The organism is Nonomuraea fuscirosea (assembly GCF_003001935.1).
Lineage (GTDB): Bacteria > Actinomycetota > Actinomycetes > Streptosporangiales > Streptosporangiaceae > Nonomuraea > Nonomuraea fuscirosea.
On the sequence record NZ_PVNG01000013.1, the window covers coordinates 324,832 to 349,946 of the forward strand.

15 protein-coding genes are annotated in these 25,115 nt (G+C 70.2%); 6 read left to right on the forward strand and 9 right to left on the reverse strand.

Annotated features, from left to right (window positions below; translation table 11 throughout):
- Positions 1–33: 33 nt before the first annotated feature.
- Complete coding sequence (locus B0I32_RS60125; RefSeq protein WP_245956108.1) at positions 34–2,406, reverse strand: ricin-type beta-trefoil lectin domain protein; 2,373 nt, start codon at positions 2,404–2,406, stop codon at positions 34–36.
- A 290-nt stretch (positions 2,407–2,696) separates the two neighbouring features.
- Here B0I32_RS60125 and B0I32_RS29680 point away from each other — a divergent pair, with 290 nt between their 5' ends.
- Entirely contained in the window at positions 2,697–3,434 is a 738-nt protein-coding gene (locus tag B0I32_RS29680; RefSeq protein ID WP_106245349.1) for a FadR/GntR family transcriptional regulator, read from the forward strand.
- A gap of 152 nt (positions 3,435–3,586) precedes the next feature.
- Here the strand turns inward: B0I32_RS29680 and B0I32_RS29685 are convergent, their stop codons facing one another.
- From B0I32_RS29685 to B0I32_RS29700, 4 genes are read right to left on the reverse strand one after another with little or no spacing between them, the layout of a single operon-like run.
- Complete coding sequence (locus tag B0I32_RS29685; RefSeq protein ID WP_219912053.1) at positions 3,587–4,735, reverse strand: mandelate racemase/muconate lactonizing enzyme family protein; 1,149 nt, start codon at positions 4,733–4,735, stop codon at positions 3,587–3,589.
- Between the two features lie 25 nt (positions 4,736–4,760).
- Positions 4,761–5,588 carry a carbohydrate ABC transporter permease gene (locus B0I32_RS29690; RefSeq protein WP_106245352.1) on the reverse strand — a complete coding sequence of 276 codons (828 nt, stop codon included), beginning with the start codon at positions 5,586–5,588 and terminating at the stop codon, positions 4,761–4,763.
- Positions 5,588–6,475 (reverse strand): carbohydrate ABC transporter permease, encoded by an 888-nt coding sequence (locus tag B0I32_RS29695; RefSeq protein WP_106245354.1) that lies wholly within the window; start codon positions 6,473–6,475, stop codon positions 5,588–5,590. Before B0I32_RS29695 ends, B0I32_RS29690 begins: the two co-directional genes overlap by 1 nt.
- Before the next feature lie 4 nt (positions 6,476–6,479).
- Positions 6,480–7,727: an ABC transporter substrate-binding protein gene (locus B0I32_RS29700; RefSeq protein ID WP_219912054.1), complete on the reverse strand. Its 1,248-nt coding sequence runs from the start codon at positions 7,725–7,727 to the stop codon at positions 6,480–6,482.
- Positions 7,728–7,877: 150 nt separating this feature from the next.
- Between B0I32_RS29700 and B0I32_RS29705 the strand changes: the two genes are divergently transcribed.
- On the forward strand, positions 7,878–8,648 hold the full coding sequence (locus tag B0I32_RS29705; RefSeq protein WP_181307913.1) for a FadR/GntR family transcriptional regulator: 771 nt from the start codon (positions 7,878–7,880) through the stop codon (positions 8,646–8,648).
- A gap of 67 nt (positions 8,649–8,715) precedes the next feature.
- Here the strand turns inward: B0I32_RS29705 and B0I32_RS29710 are convergent, their stop codons facing one another.
- Positions 8,716–11,532, reverse strand: a complete 2,817-nt coding sequence (locus B0I32_RS29710) for a glycosyl hydrolase family 95 catalytic domain-containing protein (RefSeq protein WP_219912055.1) — start codon at positions 11,530–11,532, stop codon at positions 8,716–8,718.
- Between the two features lie 760 nt (positions 11,533–12,292).
- Here B0I32_RS29710 and B0I32_RS29715 point away from each other — a divergent pair.
- From B0I32_RS29715 to B0I32_RS29730, 4 genes are all read left to right on the forward strand, one after another.
- Entirely contained in the window at positions 12,293–15,019 is a 2,727-nt protein-coding gene (locus tag B0I32_RS29715) for a beta-L-arabinofuranosidase domain-containing protein (RefSeq protein ID WP_106245360.1), read from the forward strand.
- On the forward strand, positions 15,016–17,031 hold the full coding sequence (locus tag B0I32_RS29720; protein ID WP_219912056.1) for a family 43 glycosylhydrolase: 2,016 nt from the start codon (positions 15,016–15,018) through the stop codon (positions 17,029–17,031). The genes B0I32_RS29715 and B0I32_RS29720 overlap by 4 nt, the downstream gene beginning before the upstream one ends.
- Before the next feature lie 15 nt (positions 17,032–17,046).
- Positions 17,047–18,507: a non-reducing end alpha-L-arabinofuranosidase family hydrolase gene (locus B0I32_RS29725; RefSeq protein WP_106245362.1), complete on the forward strand. Its 1,461-nt coding sequence runs from the start codon at positions 17,047–17,049 to the stop codon at positions 18,505–18,507.
- Positions 18,508–18,618: 111 nt separating this feature from the next.
- A complete protein-coding gene (locus B0I32_RS29730; protein ID WP_245956109.1) occupies positions 18,619–20,262 on the forward strand; it encodes a glycoside hydrolase family 27 protein in 1,644 nt (547 codons plus the stop codon).
- Between the two features lie 69 nt (positions 20,263–20,331).
- Here the strand turns inward: B0I32_RS29730 and B0I32_RS29735 are convergent, their stop codons facing one another.
- The 3 genes from B0I32_RS29735 to B0I32_RS29745 form a co-directional block, all read right to left on the reverse strand.
- Positions 20,332–20,874 (reverse strand): hypothetical protein, encoded by a 543-nt coding sequence (locus B0I32_RS29735; RefSeq protein ID WP_219912057.1) that lies wholly within the window; start codon positions 20,872–20,874, stop codon positions 20,332–20,334.
- A 76-nt stretch (positions 20,875–20,950) separates the two neighbouring features.
- Positions 20,951–22,867, reverse strand: a complete 1,917-nt coding sequence (locus B0I32_RS29740) for a tetratricopeptide repeat protein (protein WP_106245363.1) — start codon at positions 22,865–22,867, stop codon at positions 20,951–20,953.
- A gap of 95 nt (positions 22,868–22,962) precedes the next feature.
- Positions 22,963–23,682 carry a hypothetical protein gene (locus B0I32_RS29745; protein ID WP_106245365.1) on the reverse strand — a complete coding sequence of 240 codons (720 nt, stop codon included), beginning with the start codon at positions 23,680–23,682 and terminating at the stop codon, positions 22,963–22,965.
- Positions 23,683–25,115 lie beyond the last annotated feature (1,433 nt).

A 25,115-nucleotide genomic window follows, 5' to 3' on the forward strand; every position in this document is an offset into this window, starting at 1 on the left:
CCCTCCTGCGACAGGAAGACCGGTCGGACGGTGTCAGGCGCGGGACCACTTCTGGTCGGCGCCGCCGGTACAGGTCCGGATGCGCGCCTTGGCGCCGTTGGCGGTGCTAGGCACGTCCAGGCACTTGTCCGCCCCGACGGCGGTGACGCTGCCGTCGGCGTTGAGCCGCCACTTCTGGTTGTTCTGACCGTTGCAGTCCCAGATGATCACCGCGGTGCCGTCGGCGGTGCCGGCCCCGTTGACGTCCAGGCACTTGCCGCCGTAGACGCGCAGCTCACCGGCGCCGGTCTGGGTCCACTGCTGGTTGGCCTGGCCGTGGCAGTCCCAAAGCTGGGCCTGCGCGCCGTTGGCCTGCGAGGCGCCGTTGACGTCCAGGCAGCGGCCCGACCCCGCGTGCTTCAGCGCGCCGGTGCCGCCGGAAGGCGCGCCCTCGGGACCGGCGGCGGCGATCACGGCCTGGGCGCCGGCCGGCCAGGAGCCGCCGGAGACGGTGATGTTGCCGTTCACCACGCTGCCGCGGTCGCCGTTCGTCACGTTCGTGCTCCCGTTGGTGGACCAGTTGCCGGTGACGGTGAAGTCGCCCATGTTCTCGCCGTACCAGTAGTTGGCGGTGGCCCAGGTGCCGGTGCTGGACAGCACGTTGTTCCTGACGGTGTAGTACCTGGAGCCCTCGTCGAAATAGACGCCGAACCAGCCGTTGGTGCGCAGGCAGTGGTTGTCGCTGATCACCGCACCCGGGTTCCACGAGAGGGTGTAGATGCAGCCGCCGTCGGTCATCTGCCGCATGACGTCGTGCACGTAGTTGCCGACGAGCCGGTTGCCGGAGGCGGTGGTGGGCGTGGTGTAGCGGGGCTGGAAGTCGTACAGGCCGCGCTGGGCGTAGTGGTCGCTGCCGCCCGGCTCGTTGGCGCCCCAGCCGTACCCGATCGACATGCCGGTGTAGGGCAGGTTGTAGACCTCGTTGTGGGACACGTCGGTGCCGGTGACGTACGTGGTCAGGACCGAGACGACGCCACGGTGGTCCAGGCCGAGGTCGTGGATGCGGTTGTGGCTGACGGTGATGTTCCGGTTGACCATGCGCGGGTCGCCCGGGTGGTGCGCGTCGGCGCGCACGCCGCCGGCCACGATGCCGCCGGCGGAGCTGTGGGCGATCTCCGACCGGGTGACCGTGATGCCGGTGGCGCCCAGGCCGACCCCGGAGGCGTGCGCGTTGGCGTCGTTGCCGATGCCGATGGCGGTCTGTCCCAGGTTGACGAAGCGCGAGCCGGTGAAGGTGATGGTGTCGGCCGCGGAGACCTGCACGGCGGCGGGCATCTGGAACCAGTTCGGCCGGGTCGCCTCGAACTCGCGGCAGCCCTGGTGGCAGGCGGTGAAGGCGGGCCGGCTCCAGTCGCCGGCGATGTAGGCGCCGGTCTGCTGGTCCACGTAGCCCTGGTCGCCGCTCGGGCCGAGCCAGCTGGTGCCGGTGAAGGTGATCCCGCTGAACGTGATGTGGTGCGCGGGCGCGCCATAGGTGCCCCCGACCTGTACCAGCGACTGCAGCACCGGCAGCTCCACGCTGACGTCGGCCATGTTCTGCCCGGCTAGCGGGATGTAGGACAGGACGCCGGTCGCGGGGTCGAGGTACCACTCCCCCGGCGAGTCGAGGAACTCGTAGGCGTTGACCAGGTAGAGCGGCCCCGCCCGGTGCGGGCTGGTGAAGGTGTCGTAGCCGAAGTTGTTGTTGCTCCAGGCGGGCTGCCGCATCGTGATGAGGTTGCCGCCGATGCTCCGCACGGGCGCGTACCGGTCGGTGAAGGAGCCGACGCTCTCCATCTCGATCCGGTCCTGGCCGGTGAGGTTGTTCAGGTAGCTCAGCGCGCCGCTGGTGAACCTCATTCCGGTGCTGCCGGCGGTGAAGTCGGACCGGTTGACGGCGGTGCGCGCCCGGGTGGCGAGCGCGCCGTCGACGTACAGCTGCCGGGTGTCGATCCCGGCGCCGACGCCGGCGCGCCAGATGTTCCTGCCGGAGTCCGCCAGTGACCAGCCGGTAACCGCCCTGGCCCCGCTGATGACCGGAACGGCTCCCGCCGCGGCCCGCCACGTGACCGTGTACCCGTTGGTGCCGGAGTCGGCGGCGGTCAGCCGGAGCGGCGCGGAGAGCCGGTATACCCCGCCGGCCAGCTCGACGACGATGTCACCGGACATCCCGGCGTTCAGCGCACGTACCGCCGCCTGCGCGGCGGACAGCGCGCACGGCTGAGTGGAGGTGCAGGCGGTGCCGGTGCCGGACGGTGCGGCGTGAAGGGTGGTGGTGGCGGCGAGCGCCGGAGCGGGGGCGATCAGGACGAACGCCGCGGCGAGCACGGCGGTCACGAGGCCGATCAGGGTGGGTCTCGGCGGCGTGACGGGCGAGGGTGAGGGCACAGTCGTTCCTCCGGGGGGTGGGGGGCGCCGGCCTGCCTCCCCCATTAGCGTCAGATCTTGACGGCCCGTCAAGAGATTAGGCGGGCTTATCTCCTCGCTCCACGCCCGAACGCTGCGATCCCGGTGCCCCGATAGCCGCACTCACCAGCGATTATTCCGCGGGTGGCGCGTTTTCGGATCGAGCGGTCGCGAATGAACCGTTCATATAAGTCGTACTCATCATCGGCCCGGCCTCGGGGATTTCGGTCCATCAGTCATACTCAGGCAGGGAACGGCGAGGAAGGAGCACGGTGACCGACACTCCCCGCGAGAGCGGATACCGGCCGGGCTACGAGGTGGCGGCCGAGCAGGTGCTGGAACTGATCGTCGAGCTCGGCCTGCGTCCTGGCGACCGCATGCCGACCGAGAACGAGCTGGCCCGGCGGCTGGGCACCAGCCGCACCGTGGTGCGCGAGGCGGTGAAGATCCTCTCCGCGCTGGGCCGGGTGCGCGCCCAGAAGGGCCGCGGGCTGTACGTGGCCGACGACGAGGGGATGTTCGGCTCCGGGCGCCGGGCGTCCTTCTTCCTTCCGACCGACCTCGACCACGTCTACATGCTGTTCGAGTTCCGCCAGGCGCAGGAGATGGAGACCAGCCGGCTGGCCGCCCGCCGCGCCACCCCGGCCGAGCTGAGGGCCATCGAGGAAGCCGCCGCCCTGTGCCGCCGAGGTTTCGAGACCGGGCGCGAGGACCTGTTCAACGAGGGCGACGACGCCTTCCACACCGCCGTCGCCACCGCCTCGCACAACATGTTCCTCCAGGTCGCCGTAGGGGAGGCGCGCAGGCTGCAGGCGCAGTCGAGCCTCATCGGCCTGCGCGGCTCGGTGGGCGGTCACGCCGCCAAGGCGGTCGAGGAGCACGACGCGATCCACCGGGCCATCCGCGCCGGCGATCCGGAGGCGGCCGCGCAGGCGGCGGCCACGCACATCGACAACACCCTCGCCGACTACCGCAGGGAGATCCAGCAGCGCCTCTTCTCGGCCCGCTGAGGCGACCGCTGAGGCGACCGCTGATGCGGCCGGCCCGGACCGGCGCGGGCCGCGCACGGGCGGCGGGGCGGGTCCAGCCGACGGGGCGGGGCCGGGCGGCGGGGCGGGGCCGGGCGGCGGGGCGGGGCCGGGCGGGCGGGAGCGGGGCCGGCTCATCCCGGTGACCGCGCCGGCAAGGAGTGGTCGGCGACCGCCAGCAGCCGTCGTCCGGCGTGCTCCGGCCGGACGTCGGGGCTCTCGGCCGTCCTGACGGCCGGCCGGTGGAAGGCGTCCACCGCCTGCTCGTCGACCGTGACGCCGAGGCCAGGTGAGTCGCCGAGAACGACCGCGCCGTCCTCGACGTGCAGGTCGAGGGACAGCCCGAGCGGCGGGTGCAGATTCTGCAACTCGCTGGCCAGGTGGTTCGGCACCGACGTGGCGGCGTGCAGCAGCGCGACGGGCGTGCCGCCGATCGGGCTGACCGGCAGGTCGTGCGCGTGCGCCAGCGCGGAGACCCGCAGGAAGTGGGACACCCCCCAGACGACGGCCGTCTGGACGATGTCCACGGCCCCCGCGGCCAGCAGCGGGCGGAACTGCTCCAGCCCGGTGAGGTTCTCCCCCGTGGCGACGGAGGCGCGGATCCCGCGGCCGACGGCGGCCAGGCCCTCGGCGTCCCACCGCCGTACCGGCTCCTCGATCCAGGTGAGGTCCAGCGTGCGTTCCAGTTCGCAGACGTGACGGACGGCCTGTTTGCGGGTCCAGGCCTCGTTCACGTCGAGCATGAGGCCCGGCCGCGCGCCCTGCCCGGCCTCGGTCAGGACATCGCGGACCAGCGTCAGGCGGCGCAGGTCGCGTTCGATGTCGAGGCCGCCCTTGATCTTGGCCGCGCGGAGCCCGTGCTGGGCGTAGACCTGGTAGACCGCGACGAGTTCGTCGTCGGTCAGGCCGATGTCGAGGCCGGAGGCGTAGGCGGGCACCCGCCGGTCGCGCCCGCCGAGCAGGCGCCAGAGCGGCTCACCGGCCGCCTGGGCCTTGATGTCCCACAGGGCGGTGTCGAGCGCCCCGATCGTGCCGAAGACGGCTCCGGCGTGGCCGACCTTGAAGGTCCGCCGCAGCATGCGGTCGTAGAGCGCCGTCACCCCGCGCGGGTCCTCACCCTCGATCGCGGCGAAGACGGTGTCGATCTCCACCTGCGGCCCGAGGCCGACGCCGGTGATCCCCTCGTCGGTGTCCACCAGGACGAGCGGCACCGGGACGGTTCCGTCGGCGAAGACGCCGTTGACGTCCCCGACGGGACGGCCCCATTCCTGGACCGTCGTCATGGTGCGATACCCCGTGATCCGCATGTCAGCCTTTCGTGGAACCGGCGGTGACGCCGTCGGCGATCTGCCGCTGGAGGAACAGATAGATCATCAGTACGGGTACCGCGGCGATCAGGACACCCGAGGCGAAGGTGGGAATGTCGCCGGAGTACTGCCCGCGCAGCGCGTTGACCCCGATCATGAGGGTGCGGTGTTCCGGCGACGGCATCATGAGCAGGGCGATGAGCACGTCGTTCCAGCAGAACAGGGCGTCGAGGATGCCGACCGACAGCAGCGCGGGCACGCCCAGCGGGAGCATGATCCGCCGGTAGACGCCGTACACCGAGTTGCCGTCGATCCTGGCCGCGTCGACGATCTCCGCCGGGATGGTCCGGTAGTGGCTCGTCATCAGGAAGACGGTGAACGGCAGGTACTGGGCGACGTAGGCCAGGATCAGCCCCGGGTAGGTGTCGACGAGCCCGCTGTCGGCCATGACCCGGGTGAGCGGGACCATGATCACTTGGAACGGGATGAACAGCCCGGCGAGACAGCCCAGGAAGATCATCGAAGAACCGCGGAACCTCAGCCGGGCCAGCGCGAAGCCCGCCATCGACCCCAGCAGGAGCAGCAGCGCCACGGCACAGGCGACGACGACGAACGAGTTGACGAAGTAGCGCCCCATCCCGGCGCCGGTCCACGCCTCGGCGATGTTGTCCCAGCGCAGGCCGCCCGCCGGGGCGAACCGGTCGAGGACGTAGTCGCGGCGGGTCTTCATCGCGACGTTGGCGGTGAAGACGAGCGGATAGATCGTCGCCAGCGCGAGACCGGCCATCGGCACGGTGGCCGCCCACCTGGCCAGGCGTCCTCCGGGCATCAGTCCTGCCTTCCCGCGCGCCGGAGCAGCGTGATCTGCAGCAGCCCGACCACGAGCATGACGACGAAGAGCACCGTCGAGGCGGCCGAGGCGAGCGCCGGCCGGTTGAGCTGTCCCTGCTGATGCCAGATGTAGTACTCCGGCAGATAGGTGGCGCCCTCCGGGCCGCCGCTGGTCATGACGAAGAGCAGGCCGAACATGGACGTCAGCATCCCGATCATGGTCGTCACGAAGACGAACTGGATGGTCCGGGTCAGGCTAGGGATGATCACGTGCCAGATCGACTGGCGGAGCGACGCGCCGTCCACCCGGGCGGCGTCCAGCAACGAGGAGTCCAAGGTGCTGAATCCGGCGAGGAACACCACCAGGGCCATCCCGAAGGTCGCCCAGACGTGCACGCCGACGACGGTGAACATGGCGATGCCCGGATCGCCGAGCCAGTCGACGGGGCCGGCGCCGACCATCCCGAGCAGGGAGTTCAGCGGGCCGTCGTACCCGAGCATGAGGTTGAAGATCGCGCCGACGATCACCGGGGAGAGCACGGCCGGGAAGAAGTAGACGCTGCGGTAGACCCGGTGGCCCGGCACGCGCAGGTAGATGAAGGTCGCGAGCAGGCCCGGGATCGCCACGGCCACCGGCAGCAGCAGGACCAGCAGCCCGACGTTGCGCAGCGAGACGCGGAACAGCGGGTCGGCGGCCAGCTCCAGGTAGTTGCCCAGTCCGACGGGGGTGCCGTTGAGGTCGCCGTCGCCGGTGAAGGAGAAGTTGACGCCCAGGGCCAGCGGCCACAGCCGCAGCGCCACGATGATCAGCACGGCCGGGGCCACCAGCACGTAGGGTGCCAGGCGCTCGGCCAGCGCCGACGACGACGGCTCCGCGATCCGCACGCGGTCAGCCCTTCCGGTCGGAGGCGGCCAGCTGCTCCAGAGCCTTGTCCACGGTGGTCGACCCGCTCAGCAGCTGCTGGGACAGCCGGCCCATCACGTCGAGGGTCTTGGAGGACAGCGCCACGTGCAGGGCCGGCTTGCCGGTCTCGATCTGGGCGGTGATCGCGGCGACGGCCGGGCCGGCCTGCGAGACGTCGACCGTCGTGTCGGACACGATCGCGCCGGCCTTGCCGTAGAACGCCGTCAGCGCGCCGGTGGAGGTCAGGGACCGCACGAGATCGGCGGCCAGCTCGGGGGCCTTCGTCCATTTCGCGACCGCGTAGCCGATCCCGCCGTCGTACGGGAGGCTCGGAACGGCGCCGTCGGTGACGACCGGAGCCGGCATGACGCCGATCTTGTCGGGCGGCAGGAACTCCTTGAAGTCGTTCCAGTGCCCGATATCCGACATGAGGCCGATGATGTGCGCGGCCTTACCGGTCTCGAAGACGCGGAACACGTCGCTGAACATCGCGGTGGAGTTGGCGCCGTCGTTGTTCAGCCCCTTGTCGCCGACGTCCTTCCACAGCTCGAAGATCCGCTTCACGCCGGGAGAGTTCCAGTCGCGCTTGCCGGCGATCCAGTCGTCGTACTCCTCGGGAGTGAGGACACCGGACCCCAGGCCCGACAGGAAGAACTGGATGCCGAAGCCCTCCTTGTTGCCGAGCGCGAAGCAGGCGGCCCCGGTCGCCTTCTTGACGGCGGCGCAGCCGCTGACGAACTCGCTCCACGTCTTGGGCGGTGCGGCCGGGTCGAGCCCTGCCCGCTCGTACAGCGCCTTGTTGTAGTAGATCGGGTGGCCCTGCAGGGTCACCGGCGCGGCGTAGATCTTGCCGTCCTTGCTGAAGGCGTCCCAGCCCGCCAGCCGGCTCTTGTCCTGGGCCACGTACGAATCCAGCGGGAGGAGCGCGTCGGCCCGGTCGCGGATCTGCCCTCCTCCGTTGAAGAGCATGACGTCGGGCCCCTTGCCGGTCTGGATCGCCGTGCCGAGCAGGGTGTAGTACTGGTCGAACGGCTGGGCGACGAACTCGACGGTGACGTCCGGGTGCCGCTTGGCGAAGTCCGCTTTGGCCTGCTCGATGTAGGTGGCGGCGGCCGCCTCCCCGGACTTCCAGTCCCAGACCAAGAGTTTCTGCTGCGGCTGCGACGCCTGTCCGGACGGTGACTCCGTCCGGGTGGCGCTGCCGCAGCCCGCCACGGTCAGTGCCACGGCCATCAGAGCCGACCATAACGTTCGCTGCTGCATCGTTGCCCGCCTCCCGGGAGCGGCCACCGGATCCGGCCGACTCCGGCCAAACATAATTCGTATGACGTCTGACGGCAAGAGAGTCTCGCGTATACTGCTTGCCGGGTCAGCGGAGGCGAAATGACGGCATCGCGGGAATCGACCGGCAGTGTCCCGGCGCAACCGGCCTGGGTACGCCGCCCGGCGAGCCTGGCCAGAGCGGTGACGGCGGAGCTGGTGGAGCGCATCGTGCGCGGTGTGCACCCGCCCGGCACCTCGCTGCCGCCCGAGCCCGCCCTGTGCGAGGCGTTCTCCGTGAGCCGCACCGTCGTGCGCGAGGCGGTCAAGATCCTCCAGGAGAAGGGGCTGGTGCAGGTCCGCCAGGGCTCCGGCACCATGGTGACCCCGCCGGCGACGTGGGACATGCTCGACGAGCTCGTCCTCACCGCGACCATCGCCGTGGACGAGAGCCTGGCGATCCTCGACGACCTCGTCGTCACGCGGCGCGTGCTGGAGTCCGACATGGCCAACGTCGCCGCCCGCCTGGCCGGGCCCGACACCGTCGACCGGCTGCGCACCCTGGTCGATGAGATGGACGAGCTCGTGGACGACCCGGTCACGTACGCCGAGAGCGACCGCGCCTTCCACGACACGATCATGCGGGCGTCGGGCAACCGCATCGCGCGTGGCGTCGTGCGGTCGCTGGAAGGCCAGGTCGTCAACACCGCCCGCTACCTGGGCCGGACCGAGCGGGCCCTGTGCGTGGCCTCGAACCGGGGCCACCGCCGCATCTACGAGCGCATCGCCGCCCACGATCCCGAGGGCGCCGCCGAGGCGATGTTCCAGCACATCACCGAGGCCTGGATCGTGCGCCGCGACGGCACGGCCGACCCCGTACGCCTGCGGCGCTAGCACGATCGTCCCCGGCGCACCGGCGCTCCGGCGTGTGAAGGCCCGGCCGTCACGAGCTGTCCGGCCGTCAGGAGATGACGGTCCACTGGTTGTTGGTGCTGCTGTTCGGCGCCCACATCGCCACGGTGGAGCCGGCGGCGCCGTTGCCCATCCCGTCGAGAGCGGTCCCGGTGCCCCGGTTGATGATCTGATACCTCCCTTGTGTCACCGCGTTGAGCCGCCACTGCTGGTTGTCGCCGCCGTTCCAGGGCGCCTGCCGCGCGCTCGCGCCGTTCGCGGTGGCGCCCCAGCTGTCGATGACCATGCCGTTGGTGCGGTTGACGATGCGGTACCAGCCGCCGCCCAGGTCGAGGAGCTGCCACTGCAGGTTGGTGCTGCCGTCGTAGGTCCACTGCTTGAGCACCGACCCGGCGGCCACGTTGCCGCCGCTGTCCAGGACGAGGCCGGTGGTGACGTTGGCGATGCGGACGTAGGCGGCGGGTGCGGCGGTCACCGTGACGCGGTAGGCGCGGCCGGCCGTGCCGGTCAGGGTGACGACGTCCGGCTCGGGGCGGGTGACCGTGACGGCACCGCCGGTCGTGGTGTCGGTCACCTGGACGGTTCCGGCGAACGAGCGGCTGCGGACATCGACCGTCGCGTCCCGGTCGAAGCCGATGACGACGTCGGTGGCCGCGCCGGACCTCCAGGTCGCGTCCACGGTGTGGCCGCCGCGTCCGCGCAGCCCCCGCACCGTGCCGGCCGGCCAGGCGGACGGCAGGGCCGGCAGCACGTGCAGCTCGCCGGTGTGGCTCTGCAGCAGCATCTCGGCGATGCCGGACGTGGCGCCGAAGTTGCCGTCGATCTGGAACGGGGGATGCAGGTCGAACAGGTTGGGCGCGAGCCGGTCCGTCCGGACCAGGAGGCGGAGCAGCGCGTGCGCCCTGCTGCCCTCCTCCAGGCGCGCCCAGTAGTTGATCTTCCAGGCGAGTGACCAGCCGGTGCCGTCGTCGCCGCGCAGTTCGAGGGTGCGCCGGGCGGCGGTGTGCAGGGCCGGGGTGCTGCGTCTGGTGATCTGGTTGCTCGGGTGCAGGCCGTAGAGGTGGGAGACGTGCCGGTGGCTGGTCTCGGGCTCGATCCAGTCGTACAGCCACTCCTGGATGTTGCCGCGCGAGCCGATCTTCATCGGCGGCAGCCGGTCGCGGGCGGCCAGGACCTGGGTCCTGAAGCCGGCGTCGGTGCCGAGCTCCTGAGCGGCCTTGGCGCAGCCGTCGAACAGGTCGCGCAGGATCTGGTTGTCCATTGTGGGTCCGGCGCAGACGCTGGCGTCCTGGTGATGGCCCAGCTCCGGGGAGTTCGACGGGTTCGTGACCAGGTAGCCGAGATTCGGTTCGCGTACGAGGGTGTCGAGGAAGAACTGCGCGGCGCCCTTCATGGCCGGGTAGTACCGCCGGAGGAAGCCGAGGTCGCCGGTGAAGGTGTAGTGGTCCCAGATCAGGGTGGCCAGCCAGGCGCCGCCGGTCTGCCACATGCCCCAGAACGCGCCGTCCACGACCGATGTCCCCCGCCAGGCGTCGGTGTTGTGGTGGGTCACCCAGCCGCCGGCGTCGTACTGCGCCCGGGCCGTGCGGGCGCCGCTGACCGTGAGGTCCTCGATCATGGCGAAGACCGGCTCGTAGCATTCCGCCAGGTTCGTGGTGTCGGCCGGCCAGTAGTTCATCGGCAGGTTGGCGTTGATCGTGTACTTGGAGTCCCACGCCGGCGTCAGCGAGTCGTTCCAGATGCCCTGCAGGTTGGCCGGTTGGGTGCCGGGCCGGGAGGAGGAGATCAGCAGGTAGCGGCCGAACTGGAACAGCAGCGCGGAGAACTGCGGGTCGTCGGTGCTCGCGTGCCGCGCGATCCGTACGTCGGTCGGCTGGTCGGCGGCCGCGGTGCGGCCGAGGTCGAGCGTCGTGCGCTCGAACAGCCGCCGGTAGTCAGCGACGTGCCGCTCGCGCAGGTCGTCGTAGGCCCGGCCGGCCGCGGCGTCGAGATGGCGCCGGGCGATGGCCTGGTGGTCGCCGCCGACGTCGCGCCAGTCGACCCGGCTGGAGCCGATGGAGATCAGCACGGTCACGCTGTCGGCGTCGCGGACCTGCAGCGTCCCGCCGGAACTGCTGACGCCGCCGCCCTCGGCGACGGCCCGGGCCAGGGCGAGGAACCTGACGGAGCCGGTGACGCCCTCCATGTCTCCGGAGACGCCGTCGAGCGCCACGGTGGACCCGTCCGGACTGGTGCGCGTCGTACGCTGCGGGCTGCCGAACGTCGCGGAGAACGTGATCGAGCCGGGCCTGTCGGCGGTCAGGCGAATGGCGATCACCTGGTCGGGCGCGCTCGCGAGTGCCTCGCGCCGGTAGCGCACACCGTCGCGCAGGTAGGACACGCCCGTGGTGGCTGTGGTCAGGTCCAGGTGGCGGCTGTACTCCGAGACGCCGCCGGCGCCGCCGAACGTCAGGCGCAGGTCGCCGACGGTCTGGTAGGCCAGCTGGCCGCCCGGGGCGCCGAGCATGTTCTGGTCGATCAGGGCCTGGGCCTGGGCCCACTGGTCCTGGAACACCAGCTCCCTGATCCGCCCCAGCGCCGCCGCGCCTCGGGGGTTGCTCTGGTCGTACGGCCCGCCCGCCCAGACGGTGTCCTCGTTGAGCTGCAGCCGCTCGGTGTCGGTGCCGCCGAACACCATGGCGCCCAGACGGCCGTTGCCGATCGGCAGCGCTCTCAGCCAGTCCGTGCCGGCGCTCTCGTCGTACCACAGGGCCAGGTCGCCGGCGGCGCGCACCTCCGCGGGGGGCGCCGGGGCGGCCCGGGCGGTGGCCGTCCAGGACAGCGGCACCATCGCGGCTCCGGCGCCGGCCGCGCCGAACCTCAGCACTTGTCTTCGCGATAAATCCGACATGACGCTCTCGTTCTCCGCACGGGCGTGCGGGCTCTGGACGGGCGTGCGGGCTGGACGGGCATGCGAGCTCTGGACAGGCGTGCGGCTTGGACGGGCATGCGAGCTCTGGACGGGCCTGCGGGCTTGGCGGGTGGTGCATGTCGTCGCGGCCGACTTCCTGGAGGAAGGTAAATGCCTCTGACGGGAGTCGTCAACCAGGCGCGGCCGGAAACTTAACTAAGATCATCGAGTTGGCGTCAACGCTCCCGACCCCAAGCCGCCCGTGCCGCGGAACGCGCTCCACGGCATCGCACTCCGCACTCAGCAGGCGCCTTTCCCCACGTCAGGAGTGCTGCGGCAGCATTCAGGACCAGCCCAGCGGGAAGAGCCCGACCCGCCTCGCCGGCCACCGCGTCCGCCCACCCCGCCGGGCGGCCTCACCGATGCGAGCACGACTCCTCCGCAACGTAACTTCGAACCCGTCGCAAGTTATCTCTTGCCAACCGGTAACTCCTGTGAAACTTTCACTTCCACGGGCGGTGCGCCGTGATCTCCCCGGAGACGAGAAACTCCAGGCAGGACGGGCGTTCCCGCGGGTTCCGCGGCGCGGCCCGGGTCGGCAGGGGCTTCCCCTCGTTGACGTCAGGCCGGACCGTCGGATGTACTCCGCCACAACGCCCTCACCGGAGGAGGCCCCCGTACCCCTGCAGCCCGAAATGTTAGCGCTAACATCACGTTGGGAAGCCAAGGAGTCCGCATGTCCTTGAGCCGCCGCCGGCTTCTGCAGGCCGCGGGCGCGACCGCAGCGCTCTCGGCCACCGGCCAGTTGACCGGCATGTCCCCCGCCCTGGCCGCGATCCCCTGGGCCAGATCAGACCTCGGCGTGTCGGCCTACGAGTTCGACCTCGGCCAGGTCCGGCTGACCTCCGGCCGCCTGCTGGACAATCAGAACCGCACCCTGAGCTACCTGCGCTTCGTCGACGTCGACCGGCTCCTGTACGTCTTCCGCGCCAACCACCGGCTGTCCACCGGCGGCGCGGCGGCCAACGGCGGCTGGGACGCGCCCAGTTTCCCGTTCCGTTCCCACATGCAGGGCCACTTCCTGACGGCGTGGGCGCAGGCGTACGCGGTGCTCGGCGACACCACCTGCCGGGACAAGGCCACCCACATGGTGGCCGAGCTGGCGAAATGCCAGGCCAACAACGGCGCCGCCGGGTTCACCAGCGGTTACCTGTCCGGCTTTCCCGAGTCGGACATCACCGCCGTGGAGAACCGCACGCTGAGCAACGGCAACGTGCCGTACTACTGCGTCCACAAGACCATGGCCGGGCTGCTGGACGTCTGGCGACTGATCGGCGACACGCAGGCCAGGACCGTGCTGCTGGCCCTGGCCGGATGGGTGGACACCCGCACGTCCCGGCTGAGCACGAGCCAGATGCAGGCCATGCTCGGCACCGAGTTCGGCGGCATGAACGCGGTGCTGACGGACCTGTACCAGATGACGGGCGACTCCCGCTGGCTGGCCACGGCCCGGCGGTTCGACCACGCGGCCGTGTTCGACCCGCTGGCCGCGGGCCAGGACCGGCTCGACGGCCTGCACGCCAACACGCAGGTGCCCAAGTGGATCGGGGCGGCCCGCGAGTACAAGGCGACGGGCACGACCCGCTACCGGGACATCGCCGTCAACGCCTGGTCCATCACCGTCGGCGCGCACACGTACGCGAACGGCTCCAACAGCCGGGCCGAGCACTTCCGCGCCCCCAACGCGATCGCCGGCCATCTGACCAGGGACACCGGCGAGGCGTGCAACACCTACAACATGCTCAAGCTGACCCGGGAGCTGTGGCTGCTGGCACCCGGCCGGGCCGACTACTTCGACTACTACGAGAACGCCCTGTTCAACCACCTGCTCGGCCAGCAGCGCCCGGCCGACGCGCACGGGCACGTCACCTACTTCACCCCGCTCAACCCCGGCGGGCGCCGCGGCGTCGGCCCGGCCTGGGGCGGCGGCACCTGGAGCACGGACTACAACTCCTTCTGGTGCTGCCAGGGCACCGGGATCGAGACCAACACCAAGCTGATGGACTCGATCTACTTCCACGACGGCACCACCCTGTTCGTGAACCTCTTCGTGCCCTCCACGCTCGACTGGAGCGGTCGCGGCATCACGATCACCCAGACGACCTCCTACCCCGCGAGTGACACCACGTCGCTGCGGGTCACCGGGAACGTGAGCGGGTCGTGGTCGATGCGCGTCCGCATCCCGGCCTGGACGCGGGACGCGACGATCAGCGTCAACGGCGTCCAGCAGAGCGTCGCCACGACACCGGGCACGTACGCCGACCTCACCCGGTCGTGGACGGCGGGCGACACCGTGACCGTACGGCTGCCCATGCGGGTGGTCATGAAGGCCGCCAACGACGACCCGGATCTGCAGGCCGTCACCTACGGCCCGCTCGTGCTGTCGGGCGACTACGGCGACACCGCCCTGTCGGCGGCGCCCGTCCTGACCCCTTCCTCGATCTCCCGGACCAGCACCTCCGCCCTCACCTTCACGGCCACGGCCGGCGGGGCGCAGGTGCGGCTGGAGCCGTTCCACGACGCCCACGACCACAACTACGTCGTCTACTGGAACACGAGCGGCAGGTCCGACGCGGGCGCGGCGAGCTTCCGGCTGGTCAACGCGGCCAGCGGGCTCGTACTCGGCATCCAGGACATGTCCACCGCCGACGGGGGCCCCGCCCTGCAGTGGACCGACAACGGCACTGCCGACCACGACTGGGTCACGGTCGTCGACGGCGGCGCCCTGCGCTTCCGCAACGTCCACAGCGGCAAGGTGCTCGGCGTCGAGAACATGTCGACGGCCGACGACGCCCGCGTGCTCCAGTGGGGCGACACCGGCACCGCCGACCACCGCTGGACGGTCACCGACGCCGGCGACGGCTCCGTCAGGATCCGCAACGCGCACAGCGGCAAGCTGCTCGGCGTCCGGGGCGGCTCGACGGCCAACGGCGCCCCGGTGGTGCAGGACGCCGACAACGGCAGCCCGGACAACCAGTGGCGTTTCCTGCCGAACGGCGCGCGCCGCCTGCAGAACGTGGGCACCGGCATGGTCCTCGGCGTCACCGGCATGTCCACGGCCGACGGCGCGCTCGTCGTCCAGTGGGGCGACAGCGGCACCGCCGACCACCTGTGGACGGCGGTCGCCGACGCCGGCGGCTACCTGCGGCTGCGTAACTCCCACAGCCAGAAGGTGCTGGGCGTGGAGAACATGGGCACCGCCGCCGGCTCGCGCGTCGTGCAGTGGGCCGACAACGGCACCGCCGACCACCGCTGGCGGCTGCGTTACGGGACGGGCGCCGCCTTCCGCGTCCAGTGCGCCAACGGCGGCCGCGTCCTCGGCCTGGCCGGCGCCGCGCAGGGCGCGCAGGTCGTGCTCGCCGACGACAACGGGGCCGACACCACTCTCTGGAGGTTCCTGTGAGGCGTCTGCTCGTGATCCTGTCGTCCCTGCTCATGGTCGGGGTGTTCCTCCCGCCACAGGCGTCGGCCGCGACGGTGGACACCAACGCCTGGTACGTCCTCGTCAACCGCAACAGCGGCAAGGCGCTGGACGTCTACAACCTGGCCACCAACGACGGCGCCCGCATCACCCAGTGGACCCGCAACAACGGCAACCAGCAGCAGTGGCAGTTCGTCGACTCAGGCGGCGGCTACTACCGCGTCAAATCCCGCCACTCCGGCAAGGTCCTCGACGTCTCCGGCTTCTCCACCGCCAACGGCGGCGCCATCGTCCAGTGGTCCGACCTCAACGGCACCAACCAGCAATGGCGACTCGCCGACAGCAGCGACGGCCACGTCAGGCTCATCAGCCGCCACAGCGGCAAGGCCCTCGAAGTCCAGGGCGCCGCCACCACCGACAACGCCAACATCGTCCAGTACGACGACTGGGGCGGCGCCAACCAGCAATGGCAACTCGTCCGCGTGGACGGCGGCGGCGGCAGCGGCTTCAGCAACCCGGTCGTCTGGCAGGACTTCGCCGACGGCGACATCATCCGGGTCGGCGACGCCTACTACTACTCGGCCTCCACGATGCACTACTCGCCGGGCGCGCCGATCCTGCGCTCGTACAACCTGGTCGACTGGGAGTACGCCGGCCACTCGGTGCCGAGGCTCGACTTCGGGTCGGGCGCGTACGACCTCAACGGCGGCCGGGCGTACGTGAAGGGCATCTGGGCCTCGACCCTGAACTACCGGCCCAGCACCAGCACGTACTACTGGATCGGCTGCGTCGAGTTCAACCGCACCTACGTCTACACCGCCTCCGCCGTGGACGGCACCTGGACCAAGCGCTCGCAGATCAACAACTGCTACTACGACGCCGGCCTGCTGATCGACGACGACGACACCATGTACGTCGCCTACGGCAACAGCACCATCAGCGTCGCCCAGCTCTCTGCGGACGGGCTGAGCCAGGTGCGGGCCCAGCAGGTGTTCCAGACCCCGAGCAGCGTCGGGACGCTGGAGGGAGCCCGGTTCTACAAGCGGAACGGCTACTACTACATCTGGCTGACCCGCCCCGCCAACGGCCAGTACGTGCTCCGCTCCACCTCGCCGTGGGGCCCGTACGAGATGCGCCAGGTCCTGCTCAACCTGCCCGGCCCCATCTCCGGCGGCGGCGTCCCGCACCAGGGCGGGCTCGTCCAGACGCAGAACGGCGACTGGTACTACATGTCGTTCGTGGACGCCTACCCAGGCGGCCGCGTGCCCGCCCTCGCACCGATCACCTGGAACGGCGACTGGCCCACCCTCCAGACCGTCAACGGCGGCTGGGGAGCCACCTACCCCAGGCCGAACATCCAGACCAACCGCACCGTCGCCTCCATGACCGGCCCCGACACCTTCACCTCGGGCAGCCTCGGCCACCGCTGGGAGTGGAACCACAACCCCGACACCAGCCGCTTCTCCACCGGTAACGGCCTGCGCCTGCAGACCGCGACCGTCACCGGCGACCTCTACAACGCCCGGAACACGCTGACCCACCGCATCCAGGGCCCGTCGTCCACGGCCACGATCGAGCTCGACTACACCCAGATGAGCAACGGCGACCGCGCCGGGCTGGCCATGCTGCGCGACCAGTCGGCCTGGATCGGCGTCAAACGCGACAACGGCGTCAACCGGGTCGTGATGACCAATGGCCTGACCATGAACAGCTCGTGGCAGACCACCGGCACCGGCACCGAGGCGGCGAGCGCGACCGTCTCCGGCGGCCGGATCTGGCTGCGGGCGACCGCCGACATCCGGCCGGGGTCCGGCCGGCAGGCCCGCTTCTCCTACAGCACCGACGGCAGCACGTTCGTGAGTCTCGGCCCGGCGTTCACGTTGAACAACGCCTGGCAGTTCTTCATGGGCTACCGCTTCGGGATCTTCAACTACGCCACCCAGTCCCTCGGCGGCGCGATCACCGTGCGCCGCTTCGACCTCACCACTCCCTGACCGAAAGGCACAGCCGTGAGATTGAGACTCCCGACCGTCCTGGCGGCGTTGGCCGCCTTACTGGCGAGCCTGCTCATCGCCGCACAACCCGCCGGCGCCGCCACCGTCGACACCAACGCCTGGTACGTCCTCGTCAACCGCAACAGCGGCAAGGCCCTGGACGTCTACAACCTGGCCACCAACGACGGCGCCCGCATCACCCAATGGAGCCGTAACAACCAGAACCAGCAGCAGTGGCAGTTCGTCGACTCAGGCGGCGGCTACTACCGCGTCAAATCCCGCCACTCCGGCAAGGTCCTCGACGTCTACAACTTCTCCACCGCCAACGGCGGCGCCATCGTCCAATGGTCCGACCTCAACGGCACCAACCAGCAATGGCGACTCGCCGACAGCAGCGACGGCCACGTCAGACTCATCAGCCGCCACAGCGGCAAGGCCCTCGAAGTCCAGGGCGCCGCCACCACCGACAACGCCAACATCGTCCAGTACGACGACTGGGGCGGCGCCAACCAGCAATGGCAACTCGTCCGCGTGGACGGCGGAGGCGGCGACCCCGGCAACCCCGGCACGTGCGACCTTCCGTCCTCCTACCGCTGGTCCTCGACCGGCGTGCTGGCGAACCCGCGGTCGGGCTGGGTCTCGCTCAAGGACTTCACCGTCGCCCCCTACAACGGCCGCCATCTCGTGTACGCCACCACCCACGACACGGGCACCCGGTGGGGCTCGATGAACTTCAGCCTGTTCGGCAACTGGTCGGAGATGGGCTCGGCGAGCCAGAACGCGATGTCCAACGCCACGGTCGCGCCCACGTTGTTCTACTTCGCGCCGCGCAACATCTGGGTGCTGGCCTACCAGTGGGGCAGCACCGCGTTCTCGTACCGCACCTCCAGCGACCCCACCAACCCGAACGGCTGGTCGGCGCAGCAGACGCTCTTCTCCGGCAGCATCTCCGGCTCCGGCACGGGCCCCATCGACCAGACGGTCATCGGTGACAGCACGAACATGTACCTGTTCTTCGCCGGCGACAACGGCAAGATCTACCGGGCCAGCATGCCGATCGGGAACTTCCCCGGCAGCTTCGGCAGCACCTCGACCGTGATCATGAGTGACAGCACGAACAACCTGTTCGAGGCCGTCCAGGTCTACAAGCTCCAGGGCCTGAACAAGTACCTGATGATCGTCGAGGCGATCGGCTCGCAGGGCCGCTACTTCCGTTCGTTCACCGCCACCAGCCTGAACGGCTCCTGGACGCCGCAGGCCGCCTCCGAGTCGAACCCCTTCGCCGGCAAGGCCAACAGCGGCGCCACCTGGACCAACGACATCAGCCACGGCGAGCTCATCCGGACCAGCGCCGACCAGACCTTCACCGTCGACGCCTGCAACCTGCAGCTCCTCTACCAGGGCCGCAGCCCCAGCTCCGGCGGCGACTACGGCCTGCTGCCCTACCGGCCGGGCCTGCTGACGCTGCAACGATGACGGCCTGACCCGTTCCGCCCCGATCCTTCAGCGAACCGGGTCCTGGACACGGCATCTGGGAGCTTCAGCCGTGTCCAGGACCCACGCGCCCCCCACTGAGGAGAGACCTCGATGACCAGCAGGAGACGAACGCGCTTCTCCCTCGCCCTGACCACGATGCTGACGCTGACGGCAGCGGCCGTCGCGGTCGGCCCGTCCCTGCCGGCGCAGGCGCTGGAGAACGGCGTGGGCCGCACCCCGCCGATGGGCTGGAACACCTGGAACACCTTCGGGTGCAACATCAGCGAGTCGCTGATCAAGCAGACGGCCGACGCGATCGTCAGCTCCGGCATGCGCGACCTGGGCTACGAGTACGTCGTGGTCGACGACTGCTGGTTCGACCCCAACCGCGACTCGTCCGGAAACCTCCAGGCCAACCTGTCCCGGTTCCCGAGCGGCATGAAGGCGCTCGGCGACTACCTGCACGCCAGGAACCTGAAGTTCGGCCTGTACCAGGCGCCGCTGGACCGGACCTGCGCCCAGTACTTCGGCTCCTACCCGGGCGCGACCGGCAGCCTCGGCCACGAGGTCCAGGACGCCCGGCAGTTCGCCGCCTGGGGCGTCGACTACCTCAAGTACGACTGGTGCTCCCCCACCGGCACCATCGACGACCAGGTGCGCACCTTCGCGAAGATGCGCGACGCGCTGGCCGCGAGCGGCCGGCCGATCCTCTACAGCATCAACCCCAACAGCATCCACGAGAAGACCGGCCCGCAGCGCGACTGGGGCGACGTCGCCAACATCTGGCGCACGACCGAGGACATCACCAACGCCTGGAACACCGGGCAGACCAACGGATACCCGATGGGCATCCAGAACATCGTCAACGTCAACGTCCCGCTCGCCGGCCGGGCCCGGCCGGGGCAGTTCAACGACCCCGACATGATGGTCGTCGGCCGGGGCGGAATGAACGACACCGAGATGCGCAGTCACTTCGCCCTCTGGGCCGTCATGGCCGCCCCGCTCATCGCCGGCAACGACGTCCGCAACATGGACTCCGCGACCTCGGCGATCCTCAAGAACGCGAACCTCACCGCCATCAACCAGGACCCGCTCGGTCTCCAGGCCACCCAGGTCAGCAATGACGGCACCCGCCGCGTCCTGGCCAAACGGCTGAACAACGGCGACGTCGCGGTCGCCCTGTTCAACCAGGGCGGCAGCACCACCACGATCAGCACCACCGCCTCCGCCATCGGCCTGACCGGCGGCCCGTTCACCCTCCGTGACGCCTGGACGAACGCCGTCACCACGACGACCGGCGCCATCTCGGCGAGCGTCCCCGCCCACGGCACCGCCGTGTACCGGGTCAGCGGCGGCACCCCCGCCCCGACGGGCAACCGCATCCAGGGCGCCGGCTCCGGCCGGTGCCTCGACGTGACCGGCGCCTCCCAGACCAACGGCACCCAGGTGGTCATCTGGGACTGCCACCAGCAGACCAACCAGCAGTGGACGAGCACGTCCGCCGGTGAGCTGCGCGTCTACGGCACCAAGTGCCTGGACGTCGACCACGCCGGCACCGCCGACGGCACCGGCGTCATCATCTGGGACTGCAACGGCCAGAGCAACCAGAGATGGCGCTTCAACACGGACGGCAGCATCACCGCGGTCGGGGCGAACAAGTGCCTGGACGTAGCGGGCAACGCCACGGCCAACGGCACCAGACTGCAGATCTGGACCTGCACAGGCGCCGCCAACCAACGCTGGTCCCGCACCTAGGAACCGTCCAGCAACCGTCCCAACGGCCCGATCCCGGCCGCAGGCTCGGGCCCTCCAGCCGTATCTGATTCAGCGGTGCCGCACCCAGACGTTCGGTTCCACCAACTCGCCCCGGTCATGCCGTCGATCGATCATCACCGGGGCGAGGGCACCTGGCACGACATAGGAACCGGAGTCTGGAAACGGCATACCGGCCCACCTCTCCCAGTCCACGACAGAACCCGTCATCACCACGGAGCGCTCCGCCGGGCCCCCATCCGGTGATGGGTCCGCAACCACGGATCCAGCGGAGCGCCGTCCGGCCGCGTCCAGGTCATGAACCGGCTCATCGGGGTCAGCGGAAAACGCGCCTTCACACGTCGTCGTAACCACCTGCAGGTCCTCTACGCTCCCGTTCCACCGCATCGGAACACCCCAGCCCCCGGCCACGATCCGGTCGTCTCCATCGACGAGCAGCAGCTGCGGCTCCGGGACGTACTCCCGTACCCGTTCCAGATACCGCCCCGCCACGGGGTCGTGGAAGATGAACTCGGGCCAGTCGGAACCGAAGATCTCGTCAGTCTGCCGGTGCAGATCGGGTCGCTCGGCGAAGACGAAAGTCCGCATGTCCACGACACCGACCCTACGCAGCCCGGCATCGAGTCCCCCGCTTCGGCGCAGAACCACCCAGCTCTCCGGCATTCATCGTTCAGCGGCCGGTCAGGGACCTGAAGTGGGTAAGTCTGTCGAGGTCCTTGCGCACGTCGGCATGGTCGCGGCCCAGCACGCGGACACGTACCGGAATCAGCTCCTCATACAGCTCGCAGGCCCGCCCCGGATCGCCGGCCTCGCCGGTCCAGCGGGCCAGGGCGGCGCGGACGAGGAGGGTTTCCGGGTGCTCGGGGCCCGAGACCCGGTCGCGGTCGACGGCGACGGCGGCCATCAGGTCGCGGGCGATGACCGGGTCGCCGGCCCGGCCGCACCAGTGGGCGTGATTGGCACGGATGGTGAGGGTGTCATGGCGGTCCGCACCGTAGACGCGGACGGCGACGGGAATGAGGGCGGCCAGCCGGTCGCGGGCTGCCTCGGCGTCGCCCGCCTCGCCGGTCTGCCAGGCCAGGTTACCGATGACCTGGAGGGTCTCCGGATGTTCCGGGCCGGAGACGCGCTCGCGCAGGGGAAGGAGTTCGGCGCACAGGTCGCGGGCGGCCGCGGCCTCGCCGGACTTGCCGGTCCAGAACGCCAGGCGGTCCCACGCGGTCAAGGTGTCCTCGTGTGTCAGGCCCAGCACGCGTTTGCGGCCTTCCAGGACGTCGGCGTACTGCTCGCGGGCGGTCGGGAAGTCGCCGGCCAGCCCGATCACGAAGGCGACGTCGTCCATCGACCACAGGGTGTCCGGGTGGTCGGGGCCGAGGCGCTCCAGACGGGTGGCCAGCACCCGTTCGTGCAGCAGGCGCGAGGTGGGATAGTCGCCGCTCCAGGCCAGGAACTCGGCGACGCGGCGGAAGGCGGGCTCGAAGGGGTCGAGCGCGGCGGCGACGTGCGGCAGCAGCCGGGCGAAGACCGGCCAGTCCTTGCGGTGCTCGGGCACCTCGGGGACCGCCGCGGCCAGCACCTCCGCCGCGGCGGCGCGCCAGTCCCGCTGCTCGGCCACCTGGTCCAGGACCACCAGCCGGACCAGCCGGTGCACGGACATGCTCCCGTCGCCGACGGGCCGGATCAGGGAGTACGCCCGCAACGCCCGTACGGCGTCGTCCACCGCCGCGTCGTCGTCGAGCAGCGGCCCCAGCAGGCTCCGTGCCTCCGCCGTGGGCGAGGCGGCCGGGAGCAGCAGGCGCAGCGGGATGTCGTCGGGTGCGAGGCAGGCGAAGAAGCGCAGCATCGCGATGGCCTCGGGATTGCGCCCGGCCAGGCGGTCCAGGGCCAGCGTCCAGGTCGCGGAGACCGGCTGGTCGTACTCCCAGGGGCGCCCCCTGCTCAGCAGCTCGGTGCGGCGCCGACGCAGCAGGGCCAGGTATTCCCTCAGTGTTCGCCCGGATTCGAGGGTGTACGCCGCCGCCTGCTCCAAAGCTAGCGGCAGCAGTCCCAGCTCCCTGGCCACCTCGGCGGAGGAGCCGGGATCGTCGTCCCCGGTCCTGGTCCGCAGGAAGTCGGCGGCCACCTCGGGTTCGAGCGTGTCCACCTCGATGCCCAGCGGAGGCGGCCAGTGGGCGTACCGGCTGGTGATCAGCACGTGCCCGTGCCCGGCAGGAGGCAGCACCCGGCGGATCGCCCCAGGATCGGTGACGTTGTCCAGAACGAGCAGCCACGGCCCGGGGTGCACGGCCAGGGCGGCATGCACCTGGGCGGCCGGATCGGCGCCGTCGACCAGGCCGCGCACGCCCAGGAGCAGCGCCAGCTCCGACAGGCCGTTCGACAGCACGACCTCGTCCTCCGCCGCGAACTGCCACACGAGGCGGTAGCCGTCCTGGTGGCGGTACGCGTACTCCAGCGCCGCGCTCGTCTTGCCCACCCCACCCAGACCGTGCAGCACCACCACCGCGGGCAACGCACCCGCCGCACGGAACCGCCGCTCGATCCCGGCCAGCAACGACTCACGCCCGGCCAGCCGCAGGGGCCGGGGCATCAGCCGTACGGGACGCGACGGAGCCGCCGGCCGCTCCTGGTACAGCGTCCCGATCGCGATCCCACCACGATCGGCCTGAACAACCCCGGGACCGGTCAGCTGTCGAACGACCCCGGCCACGGAGGGTTTCCAGAACCCACCGCCCCCTCCCCAAACTCCGGACCACCGCTGGACACCAGATTCCCCGTCGCCGCCTGACTCCCTGGCGCCACCTGACTTCCCGTCGCCGCTTGGCTTCCCGTTACCGCCTGACTTCCCGTCCCCGCCTGGCCTCCTGTTGCCACCTGGCTCCCTGGCGCCGCCTGGCTTCCCGTCGCCGCCTCATTTTCTGGCGCTGCCTGACTCCCCGTCGCCGCTTGGCCCTCTGTTGCCGCCTGGCCTCCCGTTACCGCCTGACTCCCTGTGGACACCGACCCGTGGATCACTCCTGCCGCGACGCCGCCGTGCGACGCCTCGATTCTGATAGACCCACCGGCCGCCAGCCCATGATCGCCAGCCTGTGCTCCCCCAGGCGGTCGCAAGTCACCGACCAGGCGCTCGAGTTCGGCGGCGAACGCCGGATCGTTCTCCGCCGCCTCCTCCAGCGCCAGCCGCACCCGCTGCCGAGTCCGCGGGCTCTCCCGCCCCTCCTCGGTCTCCTCCGCGAGTTGCGTCAAGGCGGGCTCGTTCCCCAGACGCTCGGCCACGACCTCGTGCAACCGGTCCATCCCGGCGTCGATGGCCAGATCCACTTCCTCATCGGCCCGCCGGAACACCCGCCCGAACTTCTGCACCAAGTAGCCCACCACGTACCCGGCCAGCAATTCCAGCTCCATGCCCACCTCCTCTTGGCTATCGCGCTCCTCTCCCCCGCTGTTTCGGCCCGGCCGATCGCCACCCGGCAACCCCAGCAGCAGAAGCGGCCAGCCCCACGATCCCCAGCCGAGGATGCCCCCGTCGCAGCCGATGGCGAGCGGCCGTGCGGTCCTTGGCCCCGAGCTTGCCGACATGTGGGTGAGACGCCTCTTGACGATGGCCCGCTGATGAACAACAGCGCCGCGATTACCCGAGCTGAACAGCAGCGCCGCGATCTCTCAGGCTGAACAGCAACCCAACGAACTCCCGGCCTGAACAGCAGCGCCGCGATTTCTAGGGCTCAGAGCGACTCGGCGATCTCCCGGGCTGGACAGCTGCGCCACGATCTCCAGGCTGGACATCGACTCGGTGATCTGGGCTGGACAGCAGTGCGGTGATCTCCCAGGTTGGACAGCAACTCGGTGATCTGGGCTGCACAGCAGCACGGTGATCTCCTGATTGGAGAAACCTTCGGCGACCGGGCGCAGCACGTCGCTCTCGCGGCTGCTCAGCGTGTCGTCGCCGGCGAGCATACCCAGGGAGACGAACTGGGCGGCGATCTCCGGGGCAGCACGCTACGGCCGTGCGCGACGGCCCGTAAGGCGCCGAACAGTTCATCGCACGGAGCGTCCTTGAGCAGAGAGCCGGTGTCGCGTGGAGCCTGCTTGAACAGGTGGCCGGTTCTGATCTCCGCGAAGGTGTCGGAGTCGGTGTCGTACGTGGTGAAAGCATCAGCGCCCTGGCCCGTGCACTGGGGCGGGACAGCGAGGCGGTTGCCCTGCCCGCCACGCATCCTCTTGGCCACAGGTGGTGCAGGCGACCAGCAGGGACGCATCGTTGTGCTTGTCATCGTCTTCATCGTGGTCGCCTCCATCGCCGTCCCGACGCGGACCTCTCGCCTCGGCTGAACGTGATCATCACCGGCGCCGCGAAAGGTCGCCTCGCAGGCTCCGACGTGGCCGGGACGTGATCACTTACGGGCGTGGCGGGGTGATCGCCTACGGGTACGGCGGGCGGAGAAGGACCGTGTGGAATGAGCTTGGGCATCAGCCAGTACATCGCGGCTATGAGGCCGGCCGTGCCGGCGATGGCCATCAGCGCGATAAGCCCCGGCAACCGAGCGTCGGTCGCCGAGTCACCCCTGTCTCTGGATGTGTGGCTGGAGTAGCTGTCCTGTCCGCCTTCACCGGACTTCGAGCTCCCGTCTGACTTCAAGCTCTCGTCTGACGTGGAACTCCCGGACGTCGAACTCCCACCAGACGTTGAACTGCCGGACATCGAACTCCCGTCTGACGTTGAGCTCCCGTCTGACGTTGAACTCCCGTCGTCCTTGCCGGGGGGCTGAAACGCCTCCGATCCGTGCTCCCCCCAGGGCGGCCCTGCGGTCTCGTCCGTAGTGGACTTGCTCGGCGCC